This is a genomic window from Halomonas sp. 111, assembly GCF_052379685.1.
In the GTDB taxonomy this organism is placed as follows: domain Bacteria; phylum Pseudomonadota; class Gammaproteobacteria; order Pseudomonadales; family Halomonadaceae; genus Vreelandella; species Vreelandella citrativorans.
The window spans coordinates 1-26,983 of the sequence record NZ_JBQSYV010000007.1 but is presented as its reverse complement, the minus strand read 5'-3'; the positions used below and the strand labels follow the sequence as shown (position 1 = coordinate 26,983).

Annotated in this window: 25 protein-coding genes and 3 pseudogenes; 16 read left to right on the top strand and 12 right to left on the bottom strand. The window is 53.6% G+C overall.

The genetic code is table 11. The features are described 5' to 3' along the window. Positions 1 to 21 precede the first annotated feature (21 nt). Positions 22 to 624 (bottom strand): LysE/ArgO family amino acid transporter, encoded by a 603-nt coding sequence (locus ACT3T7_RS06845; protein WP_172117861.1) that lies wholly within the window; start codon positions 622 to 624, stop codon positions 22 to 24. Between the two features lie 118 nt (positions 625 to 742). Between ACT3T7_RS06845 and ACT3T7_RS06840 the strand changes: the two genes are divergently transcribed. The 4 genes from ACT3T7_RS06840 (at position 743) to ACT3T7_RS06825 (ending at position 5,506) form a co-directional block, all read left to right on the top strand. Next, the gene (locus ACT3T7_RS06840) at positions 743 to 1,630 is read left to right on the top strand and encodes a LysR family transcriptional regulator ArgP (RefSeq protein WP_172117862.1); all 888 of its coding nucleotides are present in this window, start codon (positions 743 to 745) and stop codon (positions 1,628 to 1,630) included. 74 nt (positions 1,631 to 1,704) lie between these two features. Then, entirely contained in the window at positions 1,705 to 2,796 is a 1,092-nt protein-coding gene (locus ACT3T7_RS06835; protein ID WP_193054695.1) for an ABC transporter ATP-binding protein, read from the top strand. A gap of 29 nt (positions 2,797 to 2,825) precedes the next feature. Beyond that, positions 2,826 to 3,809, top strand: coding sequence for an ABC transporter substrate-binding protein (locus ACT3T7_RS06830; protein WP_176372234.1), 984 nt, complete (start codon positions 2,826 to 2,828; stop codon positions 3,807 to 3,809). After that, a complete protein-coding gene (locus ACT3T7_RS06825) occupies positions 3,809 to 5,506 on the top strand; it encodes an ABC transporter permease (RefSeq protein ID WP_087110902.1) in 1,698 nt (565 codons plus the stop codon). Before ACT3T7_RS06830 ends, ACT3T7_RS06825 begins: the two co-directional genes overlap by 1 nt. Before the next feature lie 8 nt (positions 5,507 to 5,514). Here the strand turns inward: ACT3T7_RS06825 and madM are convergent, their stop codons facing one another. The 5 genes from madM to ACT3T7_RS06800 form a co-directional block, all read right to left on the bottom strand. Continuing rightward, positions 5,515 to 6,276, bottom strand: coding sequence for a malonate transporter subunit MadM (gene madM / locus ACT3T7_RS06820; protein ID WP_193054694.1), 762 nt, complete (start codon positions 6,274 to 6,276; stop codon positions 5,515 to 5,517). Positions 6,277 to 6,291: 15 nt separating this feature from the next. Then, entirely contained in the window at positions 6,292 to 6,762 is a 471-nt protein-coding gene (gene madL, locus ACT3T7_RS06815) for a malonate transporter subunit MadL (RefSeq protein WP_087110906.1), read from the bottom strand. Positions 6,763 to 6,851: 89 nt separating this feature from the next. Then, positions 6,852 to 8,387 carry a malonate--CoA ligase gene (locus ACT3T7_RS06810; RefSeq protein WP_444630447.1) on the bottom strand — a complete coding sequence of 512 codons (1,536 nt, stop codon included), beginning with the start codon at positions 8,385 to 8,387 and terminating at the stop codon, positions 6,852 to 6,854. A gap of 35 nt (positions 8,388 to 8,422) precedes the next feature. Continuing rightward, positions 8,423 to 9,760 carry a malonyl-CoA decarboxylase gene (locus ACT3T7_RS06805; protein WP_444630446.1) on the bottom strand — a complete coding sequence of 446 codons (1,338 nt, stop codon included), beginning with the start codon at positions 9,758 to 9,760 and terminating at the stop codon, positions 8,423 to 8,425. Between the two features lie 316 nt (positions 9,761 to 10,076). Beyond that, positions 10,077 to 10,838, bottom strand: coding sequence for an SDR family NAD(P)-dependent oxidoreductase (locus ACT3T7_RS06800; protein ID WP_444630445.1), 762 nt, complete (start codon positions 10,836 to 10,838; stop codon positions 10,077 to 10,079). Positions 10,839 to 11,082: 244 nt separating this feature from the next. Between ACT3T7_RS06800 and ACT3T7_RS06795 the strand changes: the two genes are divergently transcribed. After that, positions 11,083 to 11,376, top strand: coding sequence for a hypothetical protein (locus ACT3T7_RS06795; protein ID WP_172117871.1), 294 nt, complete (start codon positions 11,083 to 11,085; stop codon positions 11,374 to 11,376). A gap of 174 nt (positions 11,377 to 11,550) precedes the next feature. Beyond that, the gene (locus tag ACT3T7_RS06790) at positions 11,551 to 12,078 is read left to right on the top strand and encodes an HPP family protein (protein ID WP_442353188.1); all 528 of its coding nucleotides are present in this window, start codon (positions 11,551 to 11,553) and stop codon (positions 12,076 to 12,078) included. A 23-nt stretch (positions 12,079 to 12,101) separates the two neighbouring features. Here ACT3T7_RS06790 and ACT3T7_RS06785 read toward each other — a convergent pair whose 3' ends face one another. Next, positions 12,102 to 12,701, bottom strand: coding sequence for a gamma-glutamylcyclotransferase (locus ACT3T7_RS06785; protein WP_444630444.1), 600 nt, complete (start codon positions 12,699 to 12,701; stop codon positions 12,102 to 12,104). A gap of 64 nt (positions 12,702 to 12,765) precedes the next feature. Here ACT3T7_RS06785 and ACT3T7_RS06780 point away from each other — a divergent pair, with 64 nt between their 5' ends. Continuing rightward, on the top strand, positions 12,766 to 13,629 hold the full coding sequence (locus tag ACT3T7_RS06780) for a sirohydrochlorin chelatase (RefSeq protein ID WP_444630442.1): 864 nt from the start codon (positions 12,766 to 12,768) through the stop codon (positions 13,627 to 13,629). Positions 13,630 to 13,712: 83 nt separating this feature from the next. Then, complete coding sequence (locus ACT3T7_RS06775; RefSeq protein WP_444630441.1) at positions 13,713 to 15,302, top strand: ABC-F family ATPase; 1,590 nt, start codon at positions 13,713 to 13,715, stop codon at positions 15,300 to 15,302. 42 nt (positions 15,303 to 15,344) lie between these two features. Here ACT3T7_RS06775 and ACT3T7_RS06770 read toward each other — a convergent pair whose 3' ends face one another. Both ACT3T7_RS06770 and ACT3T7_RS06765 read right to left on the bottom strand, forming a co-directional pair. Continuing rightward, complete coding sequence (locus ACT3T7_RS06770) at positions 15,345 to 15,950, bottom strand: cell division protein ZipA C-terminal FtsZ-binding domain-containing protein (protein ID WP_444630440.1); 606 nt, start codon at positions 15,948 to 15,950, stop codon at positions 15,345 to 15,347. A 166-nt stretch (positions 15,951 to 16,116) separates the two neighbouring features. Next, positions 16,117 to 16,263 (bottom strand): hypothetical protein, encoded by a 147-nt coding sequence (locus tag ACT3T7_RS06765; protein ID WP_444630564.1) that lies wholly within the window; start codon positions 16,261 to 16,263, stop codon positions 16,117 to 16,119. A 306-nt stretch (positions 16,264 to 16,569) separates the two neighbouring features. Here ACT3T7_RS06765 and ACT3T7_RS06760 point away from each other — a divergent pair. Beyond that, positions 16,570 to 17,601, top strand: a pseudogene (locus ACT3T7_RS06760) (IS630 family transposase). Positions 17,602 to 17,605: 4 nt separating this feature from the next. Here the strand turns inward: ACT3T7_RS06760 and ACT3T7_RS06755 are convergent. The 3 genes and pseudogenes from ACT3T7_RS06755 to ACT3T7_RS06745 all read right to left on the bottom strand — a co-directional run bounded on the left by ACT3T7_RS06755 (position 17,606) and on the right by ACT3T7_RS06745 (position 19,395). Beyond that, a pseudogene (locus ACT3T7_RS06755) lies at positions 17,606 to 18,013 on the bottom strand (glycerate kinase). A 101-nt stretch (positions 18,014 to 18,114) separates the two neighbouring features. Next, positions 18,115 to 18,398: pseudogene (locus tag ACT3T7_RS06750) on the bottom strand (glycerate kinase). 262 nt (positions 18,399 to 18,660) lie between these two features. After that, positions 18,661 to 19,395 carry a GntR family transcriptional regulator gene (locus ACT3T7_RS06745; protein WP_444630439.1) on the bottom strand — a complete coding sequence of 245 codons (735 nt, stop codon included), beginning with the start codon at positions 19,393 to 19,395 and terminating at the stop codon, positions 18,661 to 18,663. A 160-nt stretch (positions 19,396 to 19,555) separates the two neighbouring features. Here ACT3T7_RS06745 and ACT3T7_RS06740 point away from each other — a divergent pair, with 160 nt between their 5' ends. Genes ACT3T7_RS06740 through ACT3T7_RS06710 form a run of 7 tightly spaced genes read left to right on the top strand, consistent with a single transcriptional unit; the run spans position 19,556 to position 26,797 of the window. Further along, a complete protein-coding gene (locus tag ACT3T7_RS06740) occupies positions 19,556 to 20,533 on the top strand; it encodes a tripartite tricarboxylate transporter substrate binding protein (RefSeq protein WP_444630438.1) in 978 nt (325 codons plus the stop codon). Positions 20,534 to 20,589: 56 nt separating this feature from the next. Beyond that, complete coding sequence (locus tag ACT3T7_RS06735; protein ID WP_444630437.1) at positions 20,590 to 21,072, top strand: tripartite tricarboxylate transporter TctB family protein; 483 nt, start codon at positions 20,590 to 20,592, stop codon at positions 21,070 to 21,072. Positions 21,073 to 21,090: 18 nt separating this feature from the next. Beyond that, on the top strand, positions 21,091 to 22,599 hold the full coding sequence (locus ACT3T7_RS06730) for a tripartite tricarboxylate transporter permease (protein ID WP_444630436.1): 1,509 nt from the start codon (positions 21,091 to 21,093) through the stop codon (positions 22,597 to 22,599). Between the two features lie 20 nt (positions 22,600 to 22,619). Further along, positions 22,620 to 23,759, top strand: coding sequence for a mandelate racemase/muconate lactonizing enzyme family protein (locus ACT3T7_RS06725; RefSeq protein WP_444630435.1), 1,140 nt, complete (start codon positions 22,620 to 22,622; stop codon positions 23,757 to 23,759). Positions 23,760 to 23,773: 14 nt separating this feature from the next. Continuing rightward, entirely contained in the window at positions 23,774 to 24,673 is a 900-nt protein-coding gene (locus ACT3T7_RS06720) for a fumarylacetoacetate hydrolase family protein (protein WP_444630434.1), read from the top strand. Then, positions 24,666 to 25,628, top strand: a complete 963-nt coding sequence (locus ACT3T7_RS06715; RefSeq protein WP_444630433.1) for an NAD(P)-dependent oxidoreductase — start codon at positions 24,666 to 24,668, stop codon at positions 25,626 to 25,628. Before ACT3T7_RS06720 ends, ACT3T7_RS06715 begins: the two co-directional genes overlap by 8 nt. Before the next feature lie 29 nt (positions 25,629 to 25,657). Next, positions 25,658 to 26,797 (top strand): mandelate racemase/muconate lactonizing enzyme family protein, encoded by a 1,140-nt coding sequence (locus ACT3T7_RS06710; protein WP_444630432.1) that lies wholly within the window; start codon positions 25,658 to 25,660, stop codon positions 26,795 to 26,797. The last annotated feature ends 186 nt before the right edge of the window (positions 26,798 to 26,983 follow it).

Sequence of the window (26,983 nt, the reverse complement as noted above, 5' to 3'; positions counted from 1 at the left end):
AACTCTCATACTATGGATGGGTTACAACCCACCCATCATCAGTTGGATGGCAATCGTCAACATCATCATCGCAACCCCAATATCGATTAGCCGCCAAGTAAAGGGGCGTGATAGCCAAGGCGCCAGCCAGGCAGCGCCTAGTGCCAGGGCAGTAAACCAGAGTGCTGAGCCACTGGCAGCCCCCATGGCATAGGCGCCGGGAATAGATTGCTGAGCACCGAGTGAGCCGATCAGCAATACGGTATCAATATAAACATGCGGGTTGAGCAGTGTTACCGCGAGTGTCGCCAGTATGACCGCAGTAAGAGAGCGTGGCGGCGTACCGCCTGCCTCAAGCGCGTTAGGGCGCCAGGCACGGCGTAGTGCCTGGCTTGCGTACCAAAGCAGAAACGCAGTCCCGCCCCAGCGAGCAATGGCCAATAGAAGGGGGTTCTGAGCCAGCAGGTTCGCCAAACCAAACACGCCAGCAGTCACCAGCACGGCATCGCAAACAATGCACAGCAGAGCGACCGGAATATGATGTTCGCGGCGCAGGCTTTGCGAAAGCACAAACGCATTTTGAGCGCCAATCGCCATGATTAACCCCATCCCAACCAGCAGGCCATTGCTGTAACTCTGCCACATGCTCTCTTTCCTGTTATGAAGTGCGTTATGAATATTGCAGTGAATATCGCTGGCCAGTGTGCGGAGATTACCTGTATAAGAAAAACGAATAATGCTGATGTCTCATTAGGAAAAGTGATTGCTGGATTACAAATTATTGGCGGCGTTGGCCGCCGTCATAGAGCAGGGTGGTTTTGAGCGAGGCGCGCAGGTGCTGGGGTTATCGCAGTCAGCTATCTCCCAGCGGATCAAACTGCTTGAAGCGCGTATTGGTCAGCCCGTTCTGGTGCGTGCCACACCGCCTGCGCCCACCGAGGTAGGACGCCAACTGCTTAACCATGTGCAGCAGGTGCGCTTACTTGAACGCGACTTAAAGGGGCAGGTGCCGGTATTAAGCGAGGCCGTACCGGAACGCCTGCGCTTGGCAATTAATGCCGATAGCCTGGCGACGTGGTGGGCATCAGCGGTGGGGGATTTTTGTGCCAACCAGAACGTGTTGCTGGAGCTGGTGGTGGAGGACCAAGAGGTAGGACTAAAGCGCATGCGTGCTGGTGAAGTAGCAGGATGTGTCTGTGCTGCCGAGCGTCCGGTTGCGGGTGCCAACAGCGTAGCGTTAGGTGCCATGCCTTATCTTGCCGTGGCAAGCCCGGCCTTTGTCCACCGCTACTTGGCAGAAGGCATCAATGCCCAGGCGTTGGCCCGCGCACCGGCAATCGTGTTTGGAACCGATGATCAGCTACAGCATCGTTTTTTGGCGGAACTTGGCGCAACGGGAGGGTTTGATTATCACCTATGCCCCTCTTCAGAGGGCTTTGTACGACTAATGGAAAGCGGGCTTGGCTGGGGGATGGTGCCAGAGCTTCAAGTGCGAGATGAATTGATTAAAGGCACGCTGGTGGAGTTGATGCCGGGGCGCGCTATTGATGTGCCTCTTTACTGGCACTATTGGCGCAGCGGGGGCCGCCTGCTAACCGAGTTAACGCAGCACCTTTGCCGTGAAGCAAAAGAGGCATTGGTGCCGCTTTAACGGTCATTGCCGCTGTCAAACGACTGTCATCATTTTTGGTTAGGGTACTTCCTTTTGATGACGGTGCTAACCCCATGCCCATTCCTGCGCTTGCTATTGAAGGTTTGAATAAATCGTTTGACGATAAAAAAGCGCTGGATGGTATCGACCTTCACCTATCGAGCGGCAAAGTGCTGGCTCTGCTAGGCCCCTCTGGCTGTGGTAAAACGACATTACTGCGCTGTATCGCTGGGCTAACCGGCATCGATAGCGGACATATTTCCCTGAATGGGCAGCTTGTGGCTCAGCCTCAGTGTCATTTGAGCCCCAACGATCGAAAGCTCGGCATGGTCTTTCAGGATTATGCGCTCTGGCCGCATATGAGCGTGGCGCAAAACGTAGCGTTTCCTCTGGAAATGCAAGGTGTTAACCCTAAAGCGCGCGAAGAGCAGGTAGCCTGGGCGCTGTCGCTGGTCGGCCTTGGCGACTATGCCGACCGCCAGCCGGGGTCGCTCTCCGGCGGGCAGCAGCAACGCGTTGCTCTGGCACGCGCCATCGTGGCCAAGCCCAGGCTTTTGCTAATGGATGAGCCGCTCTCCAATCTGGATAAAGGGCTTCGCGACAATCTGGCGCTGGAAATCAGAGCCCTGATAGAAGAGCTCGCCCTGACGGCCGTTTTTGTCACCCACGATCAGCACGAAGCCTTTGCCCTGGCTGATGAGGTGGCAGTGTTGCAAGAGGGGCGTTTGCAACAGGTAGCCTCCCCGGAAGCGCTTTATCAAGCGCCCGCTACCCCCTCGATTGCCGCGTTTATCGATGCCGGTGCGGTGCTTGATGGACACTTCGATGCAGATGGCTTTCATGTTGCTGGCCAAACGTTACGCGTCATGGCTCACCGTGATTACACCGGCCCGGCACGCCTTCTGCTACCTCGCCGGGCACTTACACTGACGTCGCCAACTCAGGCTGACGTGATTGCCAAGGTAAAAGGTCGGCTGTTTCAGGGCGACCACACCGCACTAACGCTGTCGCTTAATCAACATACCCATATAAAACTGCGCGTACATGGCACGCTGGTGCCATCGGAATCCGTTGGCCTGACGGTAGACGTCGCATCACTACGCGCCTGGCTACCCACTGGCGAGGCGCTTTCCTGTTCCCCTCTGCATGCTGCGGAGCTTTGCTAACACATTTATCCCACTATAAGGAATGTCGCATGCTTTCTCGATTGCTTTCCCGCTCTGCGCTGGTGTCGCTTACGGGCGCCGCAATTTTTAGTCTGGGTAGTCAAGCTCATGCTCAGGCGTTGACGATCTACTCGGCAGGGCCGAACTCGCTGATTGAACGTCTGGCGGCCGATTTTACCGAGCAAACCAATATCGATGTGAATGTGTTTCAAAGTACGACAGGCCAGGTAATGGCCCGGTTGGAAGCCGAGCGTGCCAATCCGTTGGCAGATGTCGTCATTTCTGCCTCTTGGGATAGCGCTACGTCGCTTTCGGAAGATGGTCTCTTGCACGCTTATCGATCTTCTAATGCGGCCACTGTGCCTGATTTCCTGCAGGCGGATGACTACGTCGCCCAAGGCGTTTCGGCGCTGTCGCTGGTCTGGAACCAAAATAGTGATACGCCGCCACCCAGCGACTGGTCTGATCTGACTGACCCGGCTTACGCCGACCAGGTAACTATGCCTGATCCCGCTCAGTCGGGAGCTGCTTTTGAGCTGGTGGCCGGCCTTTTGACGGCGACGGGAGAAGACGCAACGTGGTCGTTGCTGGAGGCACTGATGGACAACGGTATGGTGGTGCCCGGGCCTAATGCGCGCGCGCTTAACCCCGTATTGCAGGGCGCCAAGTCTGTTGTGTTTGGCGCCGTCGACTATATTGCGCTTACCCAACAGGAAAGCGGCGAGGCGATTGAAGTCATTTTCCCCGAAAGTGGTACGGTTATCGCGCCGCGCCCGATGATGATTCTTGAGTCCAGCGCTATGCAACATGAGGCCGAGCAGTTCATCGATTTTGTGCTCTCTGATCAAGGCCAGCAGCGGGTTGCTGAAAGCTACCTGATGCCAGCACGTAACGATATCGAAGCACAGCGCCCGACGCTGAATGAGCTGACGCTGATTGATATCGATAGCGAAGCAATGAACGAGCAGCGTGACGTCATTCTGGAACGCTTTCGTGGGCTGACGGGCGGGTGATGAAGTCGATCAAAGCCCTCAACCTGCCCCGTTTGGACGGGGCAGGCATCGTGCTGTTGCTCACGGTGCTGATACTGCTTTTATTGGTGGGCTTGCCGCTACTGTATATCGTTTTGCAGGCCATTTTTCCGCTATGGTCGCGCGGTGATCTCTCTGGTGCTTTTACACTGTTCGTGCCAACGCTTGTCGACCCTGCACTGCTTAAACTGCTGGGCAATACGCTGCGGCTGGGCCTTGCCGTGGTCTTGGCCTGTGCCGTGCTGGCCATACCGCTTGGCGCGCTGCGGGCGCTTACCCGTGTGCCGGGCGGCGCTATTTGGGATCTGATTTTTCTGATTCCGTTTATGATTCCACCGTATATCGCAGCGCTCTCCTGGATGTTGACGCTTCAGCCGCGTGGCTATGCGCAGCAGTTAATGGGTATCGAAGCGAGCCATTTTCTATTCTCTTTCTACGGCATTGTGTTCGTGATGGTTCTGAACGTCTTTCCCGTGGTCTATTTTGCCGTTTCGCGCACTATGATGAGTGTGGGTGGGCGCTACGCGTCGGCCGCCCGCGTTTGTGGGGCAGGCAAGTGGCAGGCGCTTTGGCGCGTCACGCTGCCACTCTCGACGCCCGGTATTGCGGCCAGCCTACTGCTGGTTTTTGCACTCACGATTGAGGAGTTCGGCACGCCAGCCACGCTGGGCGCTCAGGCGGGCTATCACGTTTTGGTGACCGGGATTCATCAGCGCTTTTCCGACTGGCCAATCGATATCCCCGGCGCTGCCGTGCTGTCACTGTTGCTTGTGATGCTGGCGATGGCCGCCTTCTACGTCCAGCACTGGCTGGTAACGCGGCGTTCGTTTATCAGCCAGACCGGCAAGCCAGCGACGGGGGAGCGCGCCGAGCTTGGAAAATGGAAATGGCCGACCTTAGTGCTTTTTTCAGCCGTGGCGTTTATCTCGGTTGCCGTCCCCCTGCTGGCCGTATTGGCGACAGCGCTGACGGGAACGCTGTCGGGCGGGCTTACGCTGGATAACCTGTCGCTACGCCACTTCGAGGCGCTGTTTGCCAATCGTGGCGGTGCCATGCAGGCATTGGGAACGAGCTTGAGCCTGGCCGTTGGTGCCGCTTTGCTCACAGGTGTATTGGGAGCCCTGGTTGGCTATATGGTGGTGCGCGCTCAAGTACGTGGCAAAGGGATGCTCGATTTACTGTCGTTGCTGCCCAACACCCTGCCTGGGGTCGTTGTCGCAGTAGGTTTGATTCTGGCGTGGAACCAGAGCCATTGGCCCATTCAGGTGTACAACACCGGGGCGATGCTGCTGCTGGCGTATGCGTGCCTGCTGCTTCCTTACCCTGTGCGCTATGCCAGTGCGGCTTTCCGGCAGATGGGGGAGAGCCTGGAAGCAGCTGCCAGAGTGTGTGGTGCCGGGTTTGTCACGACATTTCGGCGTATCTTGCTGCCGGCGCTGGCGCCGAGTCTTCTGGTATCCATGCTGCTGGTGTTTGCCATCGCTTCCAGAGAGCTGGTGGCATCACTGATGGTGGCGCCGGCAGGCATGAGCACCGTATCGACATTCGTATTTGGACAATTCGAGCAGGGCTCACCGGGAGTGGGAATGGCGATGAGCGCCGTGGCGATTTTTACCACCACGGCGCTATTGGTCGGGCTAACGGCCTTCAGCCGCAAACGGTTGCCCATCGCCAGCTAGATACGCCTTTAAAAAACGGCGCGCACAGCAAGGTACAGCACCGAAGGGGCAAGCAGTGCGCCTAGCCCGGTATAGAAAGTGGCCGTCATCGCGCCGTAAGGCACCAGTTTCGGGTCGGTGGCAGCTAAACCCGCTGCTACGCCACTAGTGGTACCCATCAAGCCACCAAAGATCATCGCAGAGCGCGGGTTGTCCAGACCGATATGGCGGGCTGCGATGGGAGTCAGCACCATCACCAGAATCGATTTGAAAAGGCCTGCTGCAATCGAAAGCGCAATAATGTCGGAAGAGGCGCCAATGGAGGCGCCGGCAATGGGGCCAACAATGTAGGTGACGGTACCGGCACCAATGGTGGTGAGCGAGACCGGGTCCCGATAGCCAAATGCGTAAGCCACGGCAACACCCGCTACGAAGGACACAATAACGCCCAAAAACAGTGCGATGATACCGCTAAGGCCCGCTGCGCGAATTTCTTGGAAGCGCACCCCGTAAGCTGTGGCGATAATGGCCAAGTCGCGCAGCATGCCGCCACCCATTAGCCCAAGCCCTGCAAACAGGCTGATATCGGCAAGCCCACGGCTACCACCGGTATGAATGCCGCCAAAGTAAGCGAGTGCCAGGCCCACCATAATCGCAATGGCTGAGCCGTGAACGCGGCCCTTGGTCAGCTTGTCGCTGACCAGATAAGAGATATACATCGCACCGCCTACCAGCGCAAAGGCGGCGATTAGATGCTGTTTTTCGAGCTGAGTGACGAACGATTCAATCATAACGATAGCCTCAGGTTAGCGGGCCGTGCGCGTGCGCGCAGACGCCGGAGAAGATGAAGAGGTTTTGACCCGAGACTTACTGGCCTTACTGGCGCTTGAAGCAGACGCAACCGCTGTCGTGGATGAGGATTTCGGATGACCGAGACGAGTGAGAAAGGGCACCAATGCAAAGCTTGCGGCAACGGCCACCAGGCTTGCCAGGAGCGCGATCATCCCACCATCGAAGGCAGCGGCAACATCTTGACTCGCCGCCATGGCCACCACAATGGGGATATACATACCGTTCCAGAAGGTGATGCCGCTTTCGGTACCGCTGGGCATTTTTCCCTTGTCCATCAGGTAGCCGCCCAGAAAAATCAGCATCAGCATGGCAATACCGACGCCGCCTACGTTGGAATTGACGCCAAGCAGCATACCCAGCACATCACCAGCCCATAGACCAACCAACATACACCCTGCGAGCAGGGCAACTCCGTAAATCACCATGGCAATCTTCCTGTTTTATCGTTGTTGTATGAAGCTTTCTTTAACCGCAGTCAGGGCTTAGCCCTTCCCCTGCGGCGCGGGATCCAGCATCAAGCGTTAGCGGCGGTGTGCTCCTTTTTAAAGGTGTCAGCGTAGGTGTTACGCAACTGATTCTTCTGCACTTTGCCCATAACGTTGCGAGGGAGCGCATCGGCAAAGAAAACCCGCTTGGGCTGTTTGTAGCGTGCTACCTGGTCCTTCAGCGCGGCCAGTACCAGTGCTTCGCTAATGGCGTCTGAAGCACTGGGGACCACCACGGCGACGACCCCTTCGCCAAGGTCGCTATGAGGCACACCAATAACGGCCGACTCCATTACGCCGGGCAGGTCATCAATTAACTGCTCAATCTCTTTCGGGTAGACGTTGTAGCCGCCGGAGATCACCAAGTCCTTATCGCGGCCCACGATATTCAGGTAGCCCTGGTCATCCATCAGGCCTAAATCGCCGGTAATGAAAAAGCCGTCATCACGAAACTCCGCCTTGGTCTTTTCGGGCATGCGCCAATAGCCCTGAAAAACGTTAGGCCCGCGTAGCTCGACCATGCCGGTTTCCCCTTGGGCAAGTGCGGCGCCACTTTCGCGGTCGGCAATCCGTACTTCTACGCCCGGCAAGGGCTTGCCCACGGTGCCTGGCCGACGCTTCCCATTGTAGGGGTTGGAGGTGTTCATGTTGGTTTCGGTCATGCCGTAACGCTCAAGAATGGCGTGGCCGGTACGTGCTTCAAACGCTTCATGGGTTTCCGCCAGCAGCGGCGCCGAGCCCGAAATAAACAGGCGCATATTGGCAACGATATCGCGGTTTAAACGCGGCGAAGCGAGCAGGCGGGTATAGAAAGTGGGTACGCCCATGAGCACGCTGGCATGGGGCATCAGATCAAGCAGCTCATCCACGTCCAGCTTGGGTAGGAACGTCATTGACGCGCCGTTGATTAGCGTAATGTTGCACGCTACAAAAAGCCCATGGGTATGGAAAATCGGCAGGGCATGGATCAGATGATCGTGCTCGGAATAGTGCCACGCCTCGCTCAACGCCTGGCTGTTGGAGGCCAGGTTCTGGTGGCTTAGCATGGCGCCCTTGGAGCGCCCGGTGGTCCCCGAGGTGTACAGGATGGCCGCCAGGTCGTCGGCCGACACCTCGCACACCTGTTCGGTTTCGGAGGCCTTGTCGACCTTCTCCATCAGGCTGCCGTCGGCGTTGGTGCCCAGGCTTTCTACATGGGCAACGCCGCTGGCGATAGCGCGGGCATGTTGCAGCACCTCTGGGCGGCAAACATAAACGTGTGGCTCGGCATCTTCCAGAAAGTAGGCGATTTCGCTGTCGGTATAGGCGGTATTCAGTGGCAAATACACCGCGCCGACCTGAAGGCAGGCAAGATACAGCATCACGATCTCAGGGCTTTTGTCGACCTGTACGGCCACTCGGTCGCCCGGTGAAACGCCCAGCTCAAGCAGGGTGCTGGCCATTTTTCGACTGGTAGCGAGAACATCGCTGTACCGGTAGCGCTTGCCGTTGAGCGTATCCATCAGCACCTTATTGGGCTGACGTTCAAAATGCGGATAGAACTTGAGATAAAGATTGTGGTTCATGAAAGGGTCCTTTTTATTATCCAAAGCGCTCGCTGTTAGGCGTTCGCTTCACTGTTGAAATACTGGCCTGCCTGATTGGCTAAACGGCGAATGTCATTGGCACATACCACGCTATGGTTGCGAGTATAGGCTTCGTGGTTTTGCTCAATACGCTCCAACTGATAGAGGTAGTTAACCATCAGGCCGTGGGCCTGTTGCAGCCCTTTGGATGAGGTGTCACCCAGCCAATTCAGCCGATGAAGGCTGGCACCATTGCCTAAATGAAAACGCGCGACCGGATTGAGCGGTTGGCCACTACGGTGCTTGGCCTCGGTTAAGTAATAGGCGGCCAGGCGCATGAACTCTTTATGCGCGGCGGCGGGCAGCTCGGTTGCTTCATGGTCCTGTAAAAAGGTGCCTAGCGTCTCTGACAGTACCAGTGACTGCGAGGCACGCTGCTCGGCGAGCCAGTCGGCGAAACCGGGTACCGGCGAAAGCGTGACAAAGTTCTTCAACTGCGGCAGCTCGCGGCTAAGCTCCTGTACGACTTGCTTGATCAAAAAGTTGCCGAACGACACCCCTTTAAGTCCTGCCTGACAGTTGCTGATGCTGTAGAACACCGCAGTGTCGGCTACCTCCAGCGGCACTTCTTCGCCATGTTCCAAAATACGCTGAACGTTGTCGGGGATACCTTTACAAAGCGCCACTTCCACAAAAATAAGCGGCTCGTCGCCGGTGGCCGGGTGGAAAAAGGCGTAACAGCGACGGTCATCTGGATCAAGGCGGCGGCGCAGATCGCGCCAGTCGCTGATGGCATGCACCGCCTCGTATTGAATGAGCTTTTCCAACACGGCGGCGGGCGTATTCCAGTCGATGCTTTCCAGCACCAGAAACCCCCGGTTAAACCAGGAATTAAACAGATGCGAGAAGTCGCTGTTGAGCGCGGCAAGCTCTGGCGTATGGCGCAATTGCTTGAGCAAGTCGGCACGCATCTTGACCAGCTCGAAGGTGCCGCCTGGGCAAAGGTTCAAACGGCGCAATAAATCCTGACGACGCGGTTCACAAGCGTTAAACAGTTGTTCCAGCGCGGCGTTATCCTCCGACGCACAGTACGCTTTGTAGGCGCTATGGATGGCGCTAGGCTCAGCGGAATAGTCGCTGGCCAGCAGCGAAAAGAACGCCAGTCTCTCTTCAGGCGCCAACTGCTGATAATGAGTGAGCGCACGCTGGGCGGTCATTATCTGGGAGGCTTCACCGCCACGCTCCATCAGCGTTGCACAGGCTGATGAGAGAGCTTGCAAGTGCGCACCACTGCTTTGTGCGGTGTTAGACGCGTTACCCAAGAGACGTGTACGCGTACTGATATTGGAGAGTAGCCCTTGAAGAAACGTCATGTTCACATTCATGCACATCGACCTCTGGATGGGCGGTCCCTTGGCAGGGCACGCTTGACGGCGTAGAGAAATTTATTAGGCGCCTTGTTATATATAACAAATAGAGGTTTAAAATATTTAGGTCAAGCGTGGCAGGGGTAGACATAAGGTGAAGGCTTGGAGAAAAGCGCGTGAGAATAGCGGGTTAGCCAGCAAAAAAGGACAGGCAGAGAAGCCTAATAAAGGGCTGCTGTACGAGTGAATACTGGTGAAGGAGAAGCGTTGTATCACCCGTGCAGCAGCATAAAAAGCAGACGCGTGTTAGTGGATTGCGATGTTATACAGGGTCGCGGTCAACATTAAGCGGCGACCATGCCTGGCGCACGGGCATGATTTCCAGGCGGTTAATATTAATATGCGCGGGCAGCGTGGCGAGATAGTAGAGCTGCTCGGCAATGTCTTCGGCCTGAAGCGGTGTAGTACCGCGATACAGAGCATCGGAGGCTTCCTGATTGCCTTTCGTGCGCACCAGGGTGAATTCGGTTTCCGCCAGGCCCGGGGCAAGGTCGGTAACCCGTACGCCAGTGCCTAATAAATCGCAGCGCAGGTTGTAGCTAAACTGTTGAACAAACGCTTTGGAGGCGCCGTATACATGGCCGCCAGGGTAAGGCCACTGGCCTGCTACAGAACCAAGATTCAAGATGCTGGCACCTTTACCATGCGCCAGTAGCAATGGCATCGCGGCGTGAGTGACGTTGACCAGCCCCTTGATGTTGGTATCAATCATGGTATGCCAGTCGTTGAGGTCGACCTGCTGCGCAGGCTCGGGCGCCAGTGCCAGGCCTGCATTATTGATCAAGCAGGTGAGCGGCAAAAAGCGCTCGGGTAAATTGCTGATAGCGTTGGTGACCGCGTCGCTATCGCGTACATCAAGTGTCAGGGTTAATACCGGCACCTGCTGTGAAAGCTCGCTCTCAAGCGCTTTCAAGCGCTCTTCCCGGCGGCCTGTCAAAATCAATGACCAGCCTGCTTTTGCAAAACGCTGGGCGGCGGCCTTACCAAAGCCGGATGTTGCACCGGTAATTAAAACGCTGGGCATTGCGAAGACTCCTTTGATGGGCGGACACAATAGATTCAGTCCTAATGTAGCCTGTTTCGCTTGGCTTCTTGAAGGCTTAATGGCTATTTAGCTCTATATCGTCGGGGCCAGCCTGGCTAGATAAGAGCACAGCCAGCGACTCAACGTCGTTGGTATGTGCATGTGCCGAGCGCATTATTTTGCCCGTTGCTGGGTTTTAGCTGACAATGCCAACCAACACGATGGTTACGTTTGGGGATATTGCATGCAGGCAAATGGTTTTTTTGACAGGGTGGGGGAAACCATCGGCGATGCAATTCGTACGGTGGTTGAGTTCCTATTGGCTATTTTTACCAATTTCTTCGGTGCCCTTGAAGAGTTTGTCGATGGGCTCAGTCGTTCGCTGGGGATCAACGCGTCATTTTTTAGCCTTCTGGTGTTAATCATAGGGCTTTATCTATTGTGGGGTGGTGTGCGAGCGCTGTTACGCGGGTCACTGTTTGGCGCCATTGTGCGGATTTTGTTGGCGCTATTTATTCTTTCTTGGCTCATTATGTAATTAGACTCAGTATTAAGATGCTTAAGTAAGCTTGCTAAGTATCTGTATTAATGGCGTTAATCGTTTCGCTCGTTAATGTTTTGAAACGTATTCATAACGCTATGACCATTTATCATTTGCCTATTTGGTGCAATTTGCCATCATTTCGCACTTCTTTAGTGCAATGAGAGCGAGATGAAAACGTATCTTGGCAAAATGCGGGGCGAACGTATTCAGCGCAATCGGGTAGGTTGGCAGGATGCTGTATGGTCATGGTTGGGCGCATTTACCGGTATGGCGGTGATTTGCTGGTTAAGCTCGGCATGGCTTTCCCAGCAGTTGCTAATTGTGGGTTCGTTTGGGGCAACGTCGGTACTGATCTATGCCGCACCGGAAAGTCCGTTTGCGCAGCCCAGCCATGTGCTGTTTGGCAGTGTCCTGTCAGCGTGTATTGGGGTGGGCTGTTACCAGCTTTTGGGGGCAACGCCTCTTTCCATGGCGCTTTCGGTATCGCTTTCCATTCTGATTATGCAATTAACCCATACGGTGCATCCGCCCGGCGCTGCTGCGGCGCTTATTGCGGTAGGTGGCGGTACCAGTGTGCATAACCTGGGCTGGTGGTACCCGCTGCTGCCCATCGGCATGGGCTGTGTGGTGATGCTGGCGATCGCAATTTTGGTTAATAACCTGGCGCGCCATCGCCGCTATCCGCGCTATTGGTAGTGTCCGTACGATTGATAGCGCAACTAAAGGCGGTTTAACTGCTGCTCCAGCGCGAAAATATGCGCATCATCGACGTTTAAATGCCGCAGTGCCTGAGCCAGGTTAACCAGGTAGTCACGGTTGGGGCCGCTAGGGCCAGACGCGTGAGTAATCTGGCGGGCCATATCATCAAGCGGCGCTGGGCCTAGAAAGGCGGGATTATCGTCGGTTGCCAAATACACTAGCCCTTGCGTTTGCGCTTGATCACCCTCGTTAGTGCTTGAGTCACTGTCCGTAAAATTGTCCGTAAAAAACAGGGGCGTTAACTCGCGCAAGTAGCCATTTTTCTCGCGGTGATCCAACGGCGCTAACGTCTCGGGAGTAATGCGGTAGGCCATGCCGTGGCAAATAGCCCCTGGGACAGGCGTGAGAGTGACCACGCGACCAGGCGCTTCCAGCGTGCCACGATGATCATGGGACCCCTGCCAGAAGCGGCGTTCCCAACCGGTAATATAAGCACTGCGTTTTTCCAGGAAGGGAAAATCCGCTTTCCAGATCAGCGATCCGTACCCGAAAATCCAGATTTCCGCATCTGCATCGAAGCAGTGGCGCTGCTGGTTGATGGCAGTAGTATCGATCAACATGGGCCCCGTCACGTGGTTTAAAATGCCATGGTAACATGATCGGGTACTCTCCCTTGGAGCACTCATGCGCGCTATTTTTCTGGTCGATAATGGCTCATTACGCCCGGCCGCCACCCGCAATTTACGCCGTATAGCGGCCTTGCTCAGCCAACAAAAAAGCGAGACGGTGTGCGCCGCGTCACTGCTCCACTCCCATAAAATCCCGGCTGATGAACTAGAGGGCACTCCCGCACTTACCCTTGGGCCTGCCGCCGAGCGCAGCGCGGAGCAAGGGGCTACCGAGATCATCGTTTTGCCGTTCTTTTTTGGGCCAAGCAAGGCCTTGACCGACTATCTACCCGAACGTATGGCGACCCTACAAGCGCGCTTTCCTCACGTGAGTGTGCGAGTTGCCCAGCCGTTGGTGGACGAACGGGGGGATAACGACCTGCGGCTGGCCAGGCTGTTGGCTGACAACGTACGCGAGCATCTTAACGATACGCGCCCCCGGGTTGCGCTTGTCGACCATGGCAGCCCTATTCCTGAAGTTACGGCTGTGCGCAATCGGCTGGCCGGGCAGTTGAGCGTGCTGTTAGCGGATGAGGTTGCTTGCGTGGCCGCAGCGTCCATGGAACGGCGTGAAGGTGAGGCGTATCGCTTTAACGAGCCGCTGTTGCAAAACCTGCTGGATAACCCCGGTTTTCACGATGGGCCGGTCGTTCTGGCGATGCTGTTTCTCTCGCCGGGCAGGCATGCAGGAGAAGAGGGTGATATTGCCGAGATTTGCCAGGCCGCTCAACAGCGTCACCCTACGCTTAATGTTGCGACCACAAGGCTGGTCGGTGAGCATTCCGGTATTGTCGATATTTTGCACTCTCGGCTATGCCAAGCGATTGATGGGCAACGCTTTCTGCTGGAGCTGCCCGCCCCCGATAGCACACTGCGTTAGTCGAAGGGTGTAACGTTGCCCAAGAGCGCGTAGAATCGCGAGCCTTTGTACGCGCAATTACTCCGCTAACCAGGGTCACCATCTTGATCGCAACCGCCAATATCACCATGCAGTTCGGGGCCAAGCCTCTGTTCGAGAACGTCTCCGTCAAATTCAACAACGGCAATCGCTACGGTCTGATTGGCGCCAACGGTTGCGGCAAGTCGACCTTTATGAAGATTCTGGGTGGCGAGCTTGAACCAACCTCTGGCCAGGTCATGCTGGATAACAGCACGCGGCTGGGCAAGCTGCGCCAGGACCAGTTCGCCTATGAGAATGAGCGGGTCATCGACACTGTGATCATGGGCAATACCGAGCTTTGGAAGGTTGCAGCGGAACGCGAACGCATCTACAGCCTGCCGGAAATGAGCGAAGAAGACGGTATGGCCGTGGCCGACCTGGAAGTGCGCTTCGCTGAGCTGGATGGCTACACTGCCGAATCCCGCGCCGGTGAACTGCTTCTGGGCCTGGGGATTCCCATTGAGCAGCATACCGGCCCAATGAGTGAAGTGGCTCCCGGTTGGAAGCTGCGCGTGCTGCTTGCCCAAGCGCTCTTTTCAGACCCTGATGTATTGCTGCTCGACGAGCCTACCAACCACCTGGATATCAACACGATCCGGTGGCTGGAGGATATTCTGACGGCGCGTAACAGCACCATGATTATCATCTCTCACGACCGCCACTTCCTGAACAGCGTATGTACGCATATGGCGGACCTGGATTATGGTGAGATTACCCTGTTCCCGGGTAACTATGACGACTACATGACGGCAGCAACTGCTGCGCGTGAGCGTCAACATTCGGATAACGCCAAGAAAAAAGTCCAAATTGCTGAGCTTCAACAGTTTGTTAGCCGCTTTTCGGCGAACGCCTCGAAAGCCAAACAGGCCACCTCGCGGGCGCGCCAGATCGATAAAATCAAGCTCGAAGACATCAAGCCTTCCAGCCGGGTAAGTCCGTTTATCCGCTTTGACCAGAACAAGAAGATTCACCGTAATGCGGTCAACGTGGATGCGATCACCAAAGGCTACGATGACGGTGCGCCGCTGTTTGAGCGCTTCTCCATGTCCGTCGAAGCGGGTGAGCGTATTGCGATCATCGGCCCCAACGGTATCGGCAAAACGACCCTGCTGAAAACTCTGGCGGGCGACCTTCGCCCCGATAAAGGCGAAGTGAAGTGGACCGATGCGGCCGAAGTTGGCGTCTTTGCCCAGGATCACGCCGATGACTTTGCCGTCGATATGACGCTCTTCGGGTGGATGGGGCAGTGGACCCAGGGTGGCGAGCAAGTCGTACGCGGTGCGCTGGGGCGCATGCTGTTCTCAAGCGACGATATTGGAAAGTCCATCAAGGTCATTTCCGGCGGTGAACAGGGGCGCATGCTGTTTGGCAAGTTAACCCTGACTAATCCTAACGTACTGCTGATGGATGAGCCGACCAACCACCTGGATATGGAATCCATTGAAGCGCTAAACCTGGCACTGGAAAACTATCCAGGTACGCTGCTGTTTGTCAGCCACGACCGTGAGTTTGTGTCGTCGCTCGCTACACGCATTATCGATATGCAGCCCGACGGCATTGTCGACTTCAGCGGTAGCTATGACGATTACCTGCGCAGCCAGGGCGTGGTGTAAACAGCGCCATCATCAACGGCTAAGGCATTGAGCGTGAACTCATCAGCCGATAATGGAGGCGTAGGTCGCTTCCGTTACCGGCTGGTGGTGGATATCCAATACATCCGCGTTTAAAAGGCTGCCTACTTCTTTGGCAAGCTCCACATACACGTGCATCTGCTGATTACGGCGTTTGTGCAGCGGTGGTTTAACGATCAAGCTGATACCCCGAACCGCTTCAGTGCCTTGCTCATCCCGGTACAAGTCGGGCAGCTCACCAGGCAAAAAAGCATTCGTGACGGTGATGGGGTTGGCAGGCTGTTGGCCGCTAATCAAAAACACGTGCTTGAGCGAATCGTACTGGGCATCATGACTTTTCAGCCACTCGGCCAAACGCTGGTCAGTGCTCTCTCCCGGCTGATCAAAAAGAATAAACAGCGAATGCTGTTTAAACGTTTGGGCGGGCTTGGTTGCTGCTTCTGGCTCAACGGCAGGTTCAGGCGTTGGCGGGGTTGCGGCGGCTTTAGCCGCTATTTTGCGTGCAATAGCGCGGGCGCGCCGACGCTTATGCCAAGGCACCACAATGTAGATAAAAATAGCGGTAGCAATGCCAGCCAATAGCAATGAGGCCACAGAAAGTAGTAATACAGTGGTGTTATTATTATCCATCGGCATTCAATCCAGTTTAAAAAGTAGCGACAGTTATAGCGTTTAAAAGACGTGACTTGGTAATCAGATCTTTTATAGTAACAGCGTTCTAACATGAATATATATGCAAAAAGCACCACACAAGTGGTGCTTTTTGCTGTTATGAACACGCATTTACGTCGGCGTATTAACCAATACGATCATAACCGTTATCCATAAATGGGTAATCGGTATAGCCTTTCTCGTCGCCACCGTAGAAGGTGGCGTGATCAGGCTCATTCAATGGTGCGCTGGGGCGCGTGCTGTTCTCAAGCGACGATATTGGAAAGTCCATCAAGGTGATTTCCGGCGGTGGACAGGGCCGCATGCTGTTTTAACGTTTGGGCGGGCTTGGCAGCTGTTTCTGGCTCAACGACAGGCTCAGATGTTGACGGGGTTGCGGTGGTTTTAGCCGTTATTCTTCCGCGATAGCGCGGGCGCGCCGAGGCTTTGATTTTAAATGTCCGATAGAAATGATGAGCGAACTAATGGCCAAGTATCATGAAAGCCCATCCACCGTCCAGTGAGTGTGTTGCACTTAAGTGCTTGGTCTGAAGTTTTCGTGTAGCATTGGACCAGACAACTCATCACGGATGAAACCATATTAAGGCGCTTCGTTGCTCCCCTGTACTGACTCTGAACAGAGACGCTGTCTTCCGCCTACCACCACGGTGAGAAGCGTGCTCTACGCCGACGTGCGCATGTCATCCTGCTGAGCAATCAAGAACCAAATCAGTCAGGTACTGCAGGAGGTCCGCCGCGACGCCGTATCACGATGGCTCAAACAGTGGGAAGCGTTAGGCCTTGATGGACTGATCGACAAACCCTGCAGTGGCCGCTGGCCGCACGCCCGTCCTGGATGAACGCGATCATCAGCGGCTGCAGGAACTCGTTGCCGAACACCCTCGCCAGATCCGAACCTTGCAGGCTCGTTTTGATGAAGAGACGGGTAAGACCGTCAGAACGGTGACCCTTCGCCGAGCGTTGAAAAAAATGATTTCAGCTTCAAACGCACCCGGCACTCACTCAAGGCACTGCGTAACGAGGCGGATTTCCGGAACACCCCGGGCCTTCTCAAGGCACTCCATCAGCAGGAAGACCAGGGTTAGCACGAGCTCTATTACTTTGATGAGCCAGGATTTTCACAATCGTCATCGGTACCCTATGCGTGGAGTCCTGTCGGACAGTCCTGTGAGGTGACCACCTACTCACACAGCCGAAGGCTGAATGTATTGGGGTTCCTCAGTCGCGCTGGAAAACTGATCGACCACACCACACCACACCACACCACACCACGACCGTGTCGGTGACCACCGAGACGGTCATCGAAGCGTTTGACCAGTTTGTCGCACAGAAAAAAAACGATACCTTCGCTGATGTAGTGCTCGATAACGCCAGCATGCATCGGTCTTGGGCCTTCAGGCGAAAGGTCGTGGAGTGGATGTCACACCGTGTGCATCTGGTTTACCTGTCGGCCTACTCGCCGGAGCTGAATCTGATTGAGATACTGTGGCGTCAGATGAAATACGCATGGCTGCCGTTGAGTGCTTATCTTTCGTTTGATTACCTCTGTAAAGAGGCGCACCGGCTGTTTGGAAGTTATGGAACTGATCACGCGACTAATTTTGAATAAGCACTTAGAGGCTAGGGCGAAGATCAGCGTTTAGCAGCGCATGGGCGTTAAAGCCTATCCCTTCTGCTGTACCGGCGCCTGATGATTTGCGATGGTTTTCGCTCAGTGCTTGATAGGCGTGATTCGCGAAATGCCTGAGTGCGGCATCAAGGATCTGTATTTTATTCTCATTGGCCCCTTTTTTTGGGCCAAATACCATGCTAGCGACTTGCGCTTCGGTTGGAGGGTTATCAATAGCTACGGCAATTTTTACACGTAATCAGCGTAATTTTGGGCTGAGCTTTGACAAGTCCAGGCAGTCCAGATTTGCTGGCGCAGCACCTCCAAGGGGTAGTGGCTGGGCTTGGGTATCAAGAAGACGTGCAACCAGAGCTGTTAGCATGTCTGCGTCATTAGCGGCACTACCGCCCAGCAGCAGGAGTAATCTTTCGGCACCGGCATCTAGGGCTGCGTTAGTTCACCGACGCCAATAGTTGTGCTATGTAAGGCAGTACGCTCAGCTTGCACCAAAGGCTACAGACCGCGAGCCTCGGCGGGCTCTATATAAGCAGTACGGTTTTGTGCCTGCCAGTTCAAAAATGCCATGGTAGGTCGGCCAAGAACGTTGTGTGCCTCTGTTTCTCGGCGTTCGGTATCAGTCGTCGTCAGCAAGGCACCAAGGGTGCCTTCACCTCCATTTCCCATTGGGCAAGCTCGGCATGAGGTAAAGCTCGGCGCAATCCATCAGCAATGGCTTTAGCGGAATCACGGGCTGTTAGGCCATCTTTATAACTATCGTGAGCAACTAGGATTTTCATTTTTCTCCATTGCTTAACGTAGTTATTATGGACTTATTTTTGATAAGCTATTGAGCTGCAGTTAGAGCTGTAAATAACTTGATCAGTTGAATCGTTCTCCTAAATGCTAGCCATATTCTGATTCTGAAACCAGCAGGCCTGATGAACACTGCTCCAATGAGGCGTATCTCTTGCCTCATGAACAAGTAAGTTAATTAACAGCAATTTAATACGGAGCATTAGTTTCTAGGCAGTGCAACATGTCATCTTGGAATGCCCGTAGTTACGGACGGGTCAGTTTATCAGTATCCATCCGAGCACGTCGGGTAATACAGCCTTGTTCATCCATTAATCCAACTAGGTATTGAGCGGCTTGCTCTATATCCGCAACGATTGCCCTCCGCGCATTATCCGCATCAGCGTTACGTATTGCGTCTAAGATTTCAAAATGATAGTTGGTGCGCTTAAGAAGGCGCACATAATCAGGAGTGACTAACGATAGTAACGGTCCGCACCGCAGCCATAAATTCTCAATCATATCAGCCAGTAGCGGGATTTCGGCAATGTCGTAGATACCAAAATGAAATTCCCGGTGAGAATCAAGATAGGTTTGATAATCACGCAAAGTAGCCGACTGTTCCATCCGCTGTAATGCATTTTCAAGGCGCTGGATAGATTTGGTTGTTGCTTTACTCGCAGCCTCAAATGCTGCGCGGCCCTCCAGCTCACAGCGAATAATGGTGAGGTGATTAAGCTCTTCTGCACCTACTTCGGGCACGATCGCGGAATTTCTTGATCCTTGCCGGAGCACCCCTTGAGCAACCAAGCGAGTCACTGCATCACGAACGGGGGTAACTGACGTACCGAATGTTTCAGCAAGAAAGCGTAGCGTCAGTCCACTTCCAGGCTCGAATTTACCGGATAGCAGCGCATTGCGAAGCTGGGAGTGTGCACGATCCCATAACGGCTCACGTTCTATTTTACTTAGCGGCATTTCATTCGACTGTTTGCTCATCATGCTCCCTGCATCTTACAGAACCGTTTTAGGCTAGTTCAGAATACCTTGTGCCACTAGATTATTCGACAAAGGTCTAGGCAGGTTAGGTTTGACAAAAATCCTTAATCTGAACTACGTTGTTTGTTATAACAAATAACAAGCCACAAGGAAAGCTACTACGATGAAAACAATCAAAAGTGTCGTGTTCGCAAGCTTCATTGCCACAACATTCCTGTCAGCAGCAGGGGCTCAAGCCGAAAGTCAAGCATCGTACCCAGAGCGTGAAGTGCGCTGGGTCATACCATGGAATGCAGGCGGGTCGAATGACATTATGGCCCGCAAACTACAGCCTATTCTGGAAGAGGAGGGGATCAATACTGTTATTGAGAATATTCCAGGTGGTACCGGTGCAGTAGGTATGGGTGAGGTTACCACCGCCCGGCCAGATGGTTACACAATTGGCAATGGTACCAGCTCTACCCTGTCAATCATCGCGCAGGACAAGGCACCCCTGAAGAATGAGCAGTTCACTCACATTATCCGGCTGTCGGTTGATCCGTTAATTCTTGTTGTACCTGGTGAGAGCGAGCACGACACTCTCGAGAAGTTTGTCCAGCATATGAAAGACAATCCCGGCTCGGTCACTATCGGTACCCCGGGTACAAGCAACCTCAATCATATTTTCGCTGCCATGACTGCACGCGCAGCTGATACGGAATACCGACATGTGCCGCAATCCGGTGGGTCACGAGTAATTCGTGATTTGCTGGGAGAGCACGTTGAGGCGGGGGTGCTCAAACCCAGTGAGACGATGGCTCAGATAGAGTCGGGAAGTTTGATCCCCATTGGCGTTTTTGCAAATGAACGCATTGATTCATTGCCTGACGTGCCCACTTTTGAAGAGATGGGTTTCGATGTGTTTCCTTATGGGCCAGTGGTGCAAATGGCGTACATAGAGGGGCCCGCTAATCTTGATCCAGCAGTTCGAGACAAATTGACAGCGGCGTTTGAGAGCGCGCTCAGTAGTGATGAGTTCACACAGTTTGCTGCAGATAATGGATTCGAAATCAGCCCAATATCTGGTGAGGAGCTTGAGCAGGAAATAGCCGAAGTATCCGCTGCTATCCAGCAGGTGGCTGGACAAATCTTCGTTGATTGATTTCTTACTTAATCACATCCGGCGGTTTATCCGCCGGGATATTGAGATCCATTGATATGTCTGCATTACGTTTAACAGCGAGCGGCTTGGTCACTCTTGTATTGCTTACTGTGTGTGCATTGATCGCATCTTCAACCTTCAGCCTGCCTGGTATGGACGCACGTGGCAGCATAGGTGCTGGAGCTATCCCGCAATTCGTGGTTGTGGCCACCGTTCTTCTATCGCTACTTGTGTTTATAGGTGATGTGTTCACATGGTTAAGAGCAAATATTACTGAAGACGAGAGCGAAATAGCAACGCCAAAGGAAGTGATGTTAGTCGGCATTCCGGTTTTCCTGATTCTGGCTGGCTACGTAGTGGCTTGGCGCTATGTAAACTTTCTTGTCACTTCCATTCTCTTTTTTGCTCTCTTGAGTGTCATGTTGGGCTGGCGAGGCATAACGCGCCGTGGCCTCGTCGTGCTTTTTGCTACTTCCATTCTGTTCAGTACCGGTATCTGGGCGCTTTTTGTCTTTGTTCTAAAAGTGCCGCTTCGGTAACTACAGGAGATATTTTCCATGGACACTCTCTATAGCCTTGGTGACGCGTTTTTATTCATGCTAACGCAGCCCCAGGCACTGCTACTTATTTTCATCGGCGTTATCGTGGGTTTTATCTTCGGGGCCACACCCGGTCTTACCGCGACTATGGGAGTGGCTTTATTCATTCCTTTGACGTTTGCACTACCAGGCGATGTCGCCATTAGTATGATGATTGGGCTGTATGTCGGCTCCATGTCGGGAGGGTCGATTCCTGCCATCCTGCTTAATATTCCCGGCACGCCCTCTGCCATCATTACATCGATTGACGGCTACCCAATGGCGCGTAAGGGACAAGCAGTGCGTGCCTATGGGTGGGCGCTAGTTGCCTCTGTAACTGGTGGGTTAATTGCTTGGCTGTCTCTTGTCACCATTGCTCCTCCGCTGGCAACGCTAGCGCTTAAGCTGGGAGCCGCAGAATATGCAGCAGTTGCACTTCTGGGAATGATCATTATCGCTTCAGTTATACCAGGGGCCGTGTTGAAAGGGATTCTGAGTGTAGTAATAGGCGTTGGCCTTTCCGTCGTGGGGCTTGATCCTATTACCGGACAGGCACGCTGGACATTTGACACGATGGAGTTGATGCGAGGCATTAATATTATGCCTGCACTCATCGGCCTGCTGGTAATCCCTGAATTAATGAGCTCTATGTTTCAAAAGGATATGCATGCCCAAACGCCTAAGAGCCTAAAGGGTATGCTGCCTTCCTTTAGCGAGTGGAGTAAACAAGCTGTTAATAGTATTCGCTCCGGATTTATTGGTGTTGCACTAGGAATCATGCCAGCGCTGGGGGGTAGTGTCGGTTCACTCATCGCTTATGACCAAGCAAAGCGATTCGATTCAGACAGCGCGAATTATGGTAAGGGTGCGCCTGGAGGTGTCGTTGCATCGGAAGCCGCTAATAATGGAGTGACGGGGGGCGCCCTGATACCACTGCTCACACTGGGCATACCTGGCGATACGGTTACGGCGATGCTGCTTGGGGGGCTATTGATTCATGGTGTGCAACCAGGCCCACAGCTGTTCGAGACAAGCGGTGATCTGGTTTGGAACATCCTCGCTTCAATGCTGATTGCAACCATTGCCATCATCGTCGTTGGTTTAATAGGTTTTCGTTTTTTCGTGCGAGTACTTGATGTACCACGTCACTTGCTAACGCCTGCACTCTTTGTTCTCGCTGTAGTTGGTACCTATTCTCTGGGCAATCAGTGGTTCGATGTTGTTGTCATGCTAGGGCTAGGTATCTTCGGCTTTCTGGCAACGCTTGCACGTCTATCAGTTTACCCCATCGTCATTGGCGTCATTCTCGGCCCACTACTGGAGTCGGAAATGCGGCGAGCTTTGGTCATTAGTGGGGGCGATTGGACAACCTTTATCACCAGGCCGGTATCAGCCTTAATTCTCTTACTCGCCCTGGCCGCGCTGATACTTCCCACCTTAATAGCGAAGTTTAAAAAACGTAAAGCGTGTATCGACACGCCCTTATAAAGCCACATGGAGTCGTACAAATGCAGATTAAGAAAGTAACCTGTCATGTCATCAGTTCCGCGGTAGATAAACCTTTCACTTCCTCACGTGGCTGGCTTTATAAACGTAGAGGAACCTGTCTGGTCGAGGTGGAAACCAATGATGGGATTGTTGGCTGGGGTGAGTGCTACGGTCCACCTGCGGTTGCTAAAGCGTTTATTGACACTCAGCTCAGTGCGCATGTTATAGGTCGTGATCCGTTCGATGTCGAGGTGATCTGGGAGTTTCTCTACAACCGCATCAAAGATTATGGTCAAACAGGAATGGCCATTGCCGCTATCAGCGGTATCGATATAGCGCTTTGGGATATTGTTGGTAAAGCCTGCGGGAAGCCCATACATAAGTTGCTCGGTGGCGCCTTCCGTACCGAGGTCGATGCCTATGCGACTGGTCTCTATTTTACAGATACCGGGAGGCTTGTTGACGAAGCTGTTGAAGAGGCGCAGGGCTACGTTAAGGATGGTTTTAAAGCCATTAAGATGAAGATTGGTCTGGGATCGATTGAGCGAGATTATGAGCGCGTTGCCGCTGTACGTGAGGCCGTTGGCGCGAACATTCGCCTCATGGTTGATGCTAACCACTGCTTTTCAGTGCCGATAGCCATACGTCTCGGCCGAAAACTGGAAGAATTAAACATTGAATGGTTTGAAGAGCCAATCTCGCCAGAAGATACAGATGGTTACGTAGAAGTTACACGGGCGTTGGATATGGCAGTTGCTGGCGGTGAAAACGGATTCACTCGCTGGGGATTTCGGGACATCATCACCCGCAAAGCCATGGACATTGTACAACCTGATGTTTGTGCCGCAGGAGGGCTTACCGAATCCAAGAAGATTGCCACTTTAGCGTCGGCGCATGGCGTCGAGTGTGTACCTCATGCGTGGGGGTCAGCGGTGGGTCTTTCGGCGACACTGCATTTCTTGGCGGCACTACCGGACCAGCCACCCAGCCTCTTTCCCTTTGAGCCTATGCTTGAGTTCGAACAGTGTGAGAATCCTTTCCGTGATCACCTTGCTTTTGAGCCTATCACTCAAGTGAACGGTAGAGTGAAAATACCTACCGGTGCGGGGCTCGGCATTGAGATTAATCGCTCTATCATTGAAAAATATCGTGATGCCTAAGCCTGGAGATACCGATGCGTTTTATCACGTTTCGACATGGCGGCACTAGCCGAGCCGGTATTGCAGAGGGCGATGCTCATCATCAATACGTCATTGATCTTAGCCATGCTTCACTTCGCGAACGACTACAAGAGGTTGAGCCACACGTTGCTGCCTTTATTGATTACGGGCTGGAGAACGTTATGGAGCAGTTCGCCCGAAGCCCGTTGCCTGAAGAAGCGCGTATAGAGCTCAGTAAGGTGGAGCTATGTGCTCCGTTACCAAGCCCGCCACGCATAATTGGTGTTGCACACAACTATCATGATGCTTTGGCAGAAAGAGGGATGACGCCGCCTGCACACCCTGTATTGTTCGAAAAAGATCCTAAAACAGTTGTGGGGCCAGGGCAGGCTATTGTGTTGCCTCCGGATATAGGAGGCGTCACTTATGAAGCTGAATTAGCAGCGGTCATAGGACGCTCAGCCAGTAATGTGAGCATCATCGATGCGCTTCATTATGTTGCTGGTTACACCGTTTTCAATGATATCAGCGCAAGTGAGATGATCCGCAAAGATGGCTATTTGGAGCGTGGTAAGAATCATCCAACATTTGGGCCATTGGGTCCCTATCTCGTTAGTGCCGATGAAATAGAGAATCCTCAAGCATTAAAAATTCAGATGATGATTGAAGGTGAGTATCTTCAGGACTCCTCGACTTCGCAGATGCTGTTTAGTGTCGCTGAGCTAATTTCCACTCTCTCCCAGGGATCTACGCTTGAGCCAGGTACCGTAATCGCCACTGGCACCCCGGCGGGGGTGGCACCTGTGCGTTCACCGCCTACCTGGCTGCAACCAAACACCATGATAAGCGCCCAGGTTGAAAGGCTTGGCACTCTGACGAACCCTGTTACAGAGGGAAAAAAAGCCCATGTCTAACCAGCCAAATATCCTGCTGACGAATCCGATACATGAGGATGCAGAAGCACTTCTTGCGCCGCACGCATCCCTCATAGTAGCCCCTGACACTCAGCCGGATACATTACGCGCGCTTGTCGAAAAGGTTGACGGAATCGTAGTAAGAGCCCAGCTACCAACGGATATCTTAGAGTATGCACAGCACCTTAAAGGCATCGTCAGGCATGGTGTAGGCCTAGATTTTATACCTGTGGAAGCAGCAACGGCACGAGGAATTCCAGTTGCGAATCTTCCGGGTATAAATGCTCAAGCAGTGACAGAGTATTGTTTCTCCGCGTTGTTACACTTACGTCGGCCCATTGCAACGATGGGTAATATGCTTGAGCACCAAAGCTGGGAGGCTGCTCGGGCAATGGCTCCTTCAACGACTGAAATAGGCGGATCGACGATTGGTATTGTTGGGGTTGGAACTATTGGGCGACGGATAGCGGAGAGTGCTCGGCTAGGCTTTGGTATGAACGTCCTTGGTGCATCGAGGAGGCAAGGACATATGCCTGATGGCATAGAGGAGGTCAGTATTGACGAGTTGTTCGCACGCAGCGATGCGATTGTACTCACCTGTGCGCTCACGGATGAAACACGTGGAATGGTCAATGCACGTCGATTGGCGCTGATGAAGCCCGATGCTGTGCTGATAAATGTTTCTCGAGGACCTGTGATCGACACTGAGGCTTTGGTTTCGGCACTGCAAAAAAAGGCAATTGGTGGTGCAGCGATCGATGTCTTCGTTACTCAGCCGTTACCTCGTGAGAGTGGTCTGCTGGGCTGCCCGCGGGTTCTGCTTACCCCTCATATTGCAGGTATCACTTCCACCTCTCTGCGTAACATGAGTATCGGAGCAGCTGAAGAAATGCTTCGCATCCTGCGTGGTGAAAGCCCTGTGAATCACGTCAATCCAAGTTGCTGGACTAAATAACGCTAAATACTAAATAAGCGAGGTTTACTATGCGTATCACTCGTATCCAAGCTGTACCTGTCTCTTATCGAGTGCCGGAGGGCCATAATGTGACTCTCGGTATCGGCCGTGCCGTAAAACGCGATGCTGTTTTAGTCAAAATAGAGACCGATGAGGGTATCGTTGGTTGGGGAGAGGCACATCATGGTCGATGCCCAGGCGCGATAGCGAAACTCATAGATACCACAATAAGTGAACTTGTAACTGGAATGGATGCGTTAGATGCTGTAGCCGTATGGCAGCGCATTTATCGCATGCAACTGGCTAGTCACGGCATGGGGGTTGCTGCGGTGCTCGCCCTGAGTGGTATCGATATTGCGTTATGGGATATCCGCGGGAAGGTAAGCGGGCTGCCCATTTATCAACTCTTAGGTGGAGGACGAAAGGCTATGCCCGCCTATGCAGGGGGGATCTCACTCGGTTGGCAGGATACTGCTTCACTGGTTGAGGAGGCTCAGTCCTATGTTGCACAGGGCTATCAAGCGCTGAAGCTACGCGTTGGTGATACGCCGAAGCGGGATATTGTTAGAGCGCGAGCGGTACGAGACGCTGTTGGCAATGATATTAACATCTTGGTCGATGCTAATACGGGCTATACACTCGATGATGTGCGACGGGTTATGCCAGCTTATGAGGAGCTTGCAATCGGCTGGTTGGAGGAACCTTTTCCACCACACGATTATCGTTCATATATTAACGCGGCGACACTGGGAACCGTGCCGCTCGCCGCGGGTGAAAATCATTACACTCGGTTCGAATTTATTCGTCTAGTTGAAGACAACGCAATTCGTTTCGCACAGCCAGATATATCGAAGGCAGGAGGTATAACGGAAACCCAGCGAATCGCAGCGCTAACCTCTGCTTGGAAAATACCTTTACATCCACATACTTCAGCAACTGGCATCAATATGGCGGCGACCCTACATCTACTCGCTGCATTAGATAATTCTGGCTACTTCGAGGCGGATGTGGCGCGGCATAACCCTTTTCGCGACGAGATTAGCGGCAAGCCATATGAAATTGACGCCAATGGCTGCGTACAACCGCCCTCTGGTCCGGGGCTTGGCATCGAAGTTGATGAAGAGTTTATTAAAGCCCACCCGCTCATTGAAGGCCCATGCTACGTGTAGTTGGTAGCCGTTGGATTGGCGAAACCTCAGGTCATCTTACTCGGCATTAGTGAACATAGGTTTAAGCGAGCTCCAAGCTTACAAAACGGTACTGAGCTATAGTCATCAATAACGATTTCTGATGCTGCTCTCACCAACTTATCGATAAAACGTGAAGAGACCATTCCTATGGATAAGCCTTAACCC

Bases quoted from the DNA above. Each gene is read 5' to 3' on its own strand.
- ACT3T7_RS06845 (WP_172117861.1), bottom strand. From the start codon at position 624: ATGTGGCAGAGTTACAGCAATGGCCTGCTGGTTGGGATGGGGTTAATC.
- ACT3T7_RS06835 (WP_193054695.1), top strand. From the start codon at position 1,705: ATGCCCATTCCTGCGCTTGCTATTGAAGGTTTGAATAAATCGTTTGAC.
- ACT3T7_RS06830 (WP_176372234.1), top strand. From the start codon at position 2,826: ATGCTTTCTCGATTGCTTTCCCGCTCTGCGCTGGTGTCGCTTACGGGC.
- ACT3T7_RS06825 (WP_087110902.1), top strand. From the start codon at position 3,809: ATGAAGTCGATCAAAGCCCTCAACCTGCCCCGTTTGGACGGGGCAGGC.
- madM (WP_193054694.1), bottom strand. From the start codon at position 6,276: ATGATTGAATCGTTCGTCACTCAGCTCGAAAAACAGCATCTAATCGCC.
- madL (WP_087110906.1), bottom strand. From the start codon at position 6,762: ATGGTGATTTACGGAGTTGCCCTGCTCGCAGGGTGTATGTTGGTTGGT.
- ACT3T7_RS06810 (WP_444630447.1), bottom strand. From the start codon at position 8,387: ATGAACCACAATCTTTATCTCAAGTTCTATCCGCATTTTGAACGTCAG.
- ACT3T7_RS06805 (WP_444630446.1), bottom strand. From the start codon at position 9,760: ATGACGTTTCTTCAAGGGCTACTCTCCAATATCAGTACGCGTACACGT.
- ACT3T7_RS06800 (WP_444630445.1), bottom strand. From the start codon at position 10,838: ATGCCCAGCGTTTTAATTACCGGTGCAACATCCGGCTTTGGTAAGGCC.
- ACT3T7_RS06795 (WP_172117871.1), top strand. From the start codon at position 11,083: ATGCAGGCAAATGGTTTTTTTGACAGGGTGGGGGAAACCATCGGCGAT.
- ACT3T7_RS06790 (WP_442353188.1), top strand. From the start codon at position 11,551: ATGAAAACGTATCTTGGCAAAATGCGGGGCGAACGTATTCAGCGCAAT.
- ACT3T7_RS06785 (WP_444630444.1), bottom strand. From the start codon at position 12,701: ATGTTGATCGATACTACTGCCATCAACCAGCAGCGCCACTGCTTCGAT.
- ACT3T7_RS06780 (WP_444630442.1), top strand. From the start codon at position 12,766: ATGCGCGCTATTTTTCTGGTCGATAATGGCTCATTACGCCCGGCCGCC.
- ACT3T7_RS06770 (WP_444630440.1), bottom strand. From the start codon at position 15,950: ATGGATAATAATAACACCACTGTATTACTACTTTCTGTGGCCTCATTG.
- ACT3T7_RS06765 (WP_444630564.1), bottom strand. From the start codon at position 16,263: ATGGACTTTCCAATATCGTCGCTTGAGAACAGCACGCGCCCCAGCGCA.
- ACT3T7_RS06745 (WP_444630439.1), bottom strand. From the start codon at position 19,395: ATGATGAGCAAACAGTCGAATGAAATGCCGCTAAGTAAAATAGAACGT.
- ACT3T7_RS06740 (WP_444630438.1), top strand. From the start codon at position 19,556: ATGAAAACAATCAAAAGTGTCGTGTTCGCAAGCTTCATTGCCACAACA.
- ACT3T7_RS06735 (WP_444630437.1), top strand. From the start codon at position 20,590: ATGTCTGCATTACGTTTAACAGCGAGCGGCTTGGTCACTCTTGTATTG.
- ACT3T7_RS06730 (WP_444630436.1), top strand. From the start codon at position 21,091: ATGGACACTCTCTATAGCCTTGGTGACGCGTTTTTATTCATGCTAACG.
- ACT3T7_RS06725 (WP_444630435.1), top strand. From the start codon at position 22,620: ATGCAGATTAAGAAAGTAACCTGTCATGTCATCAGTTCCGCGGTAGAT.
- ACT3T7_RS06720 (WP_444630434.1), top strand. From the start codon at position 23,774: ATGCGTTTTATCACGTTTCGACATGGCGGCACTAGCCGAGCCGGTATT.
- ACT3T7_RS06715 (WP_444630433.1), top strand. From the start codon at position 24,666: ATGTCTAACCAGCCAAATATCCTGCTGACGAATCCGATACATGAGGAT.
- ACT3T7_RS06710 (WP_444630432.1), top strand. From the start codon at position 25,658: ATGCGTATCACTCGTATCCAAGCTGTACCTGTCTCTTATCGAGTGCCG.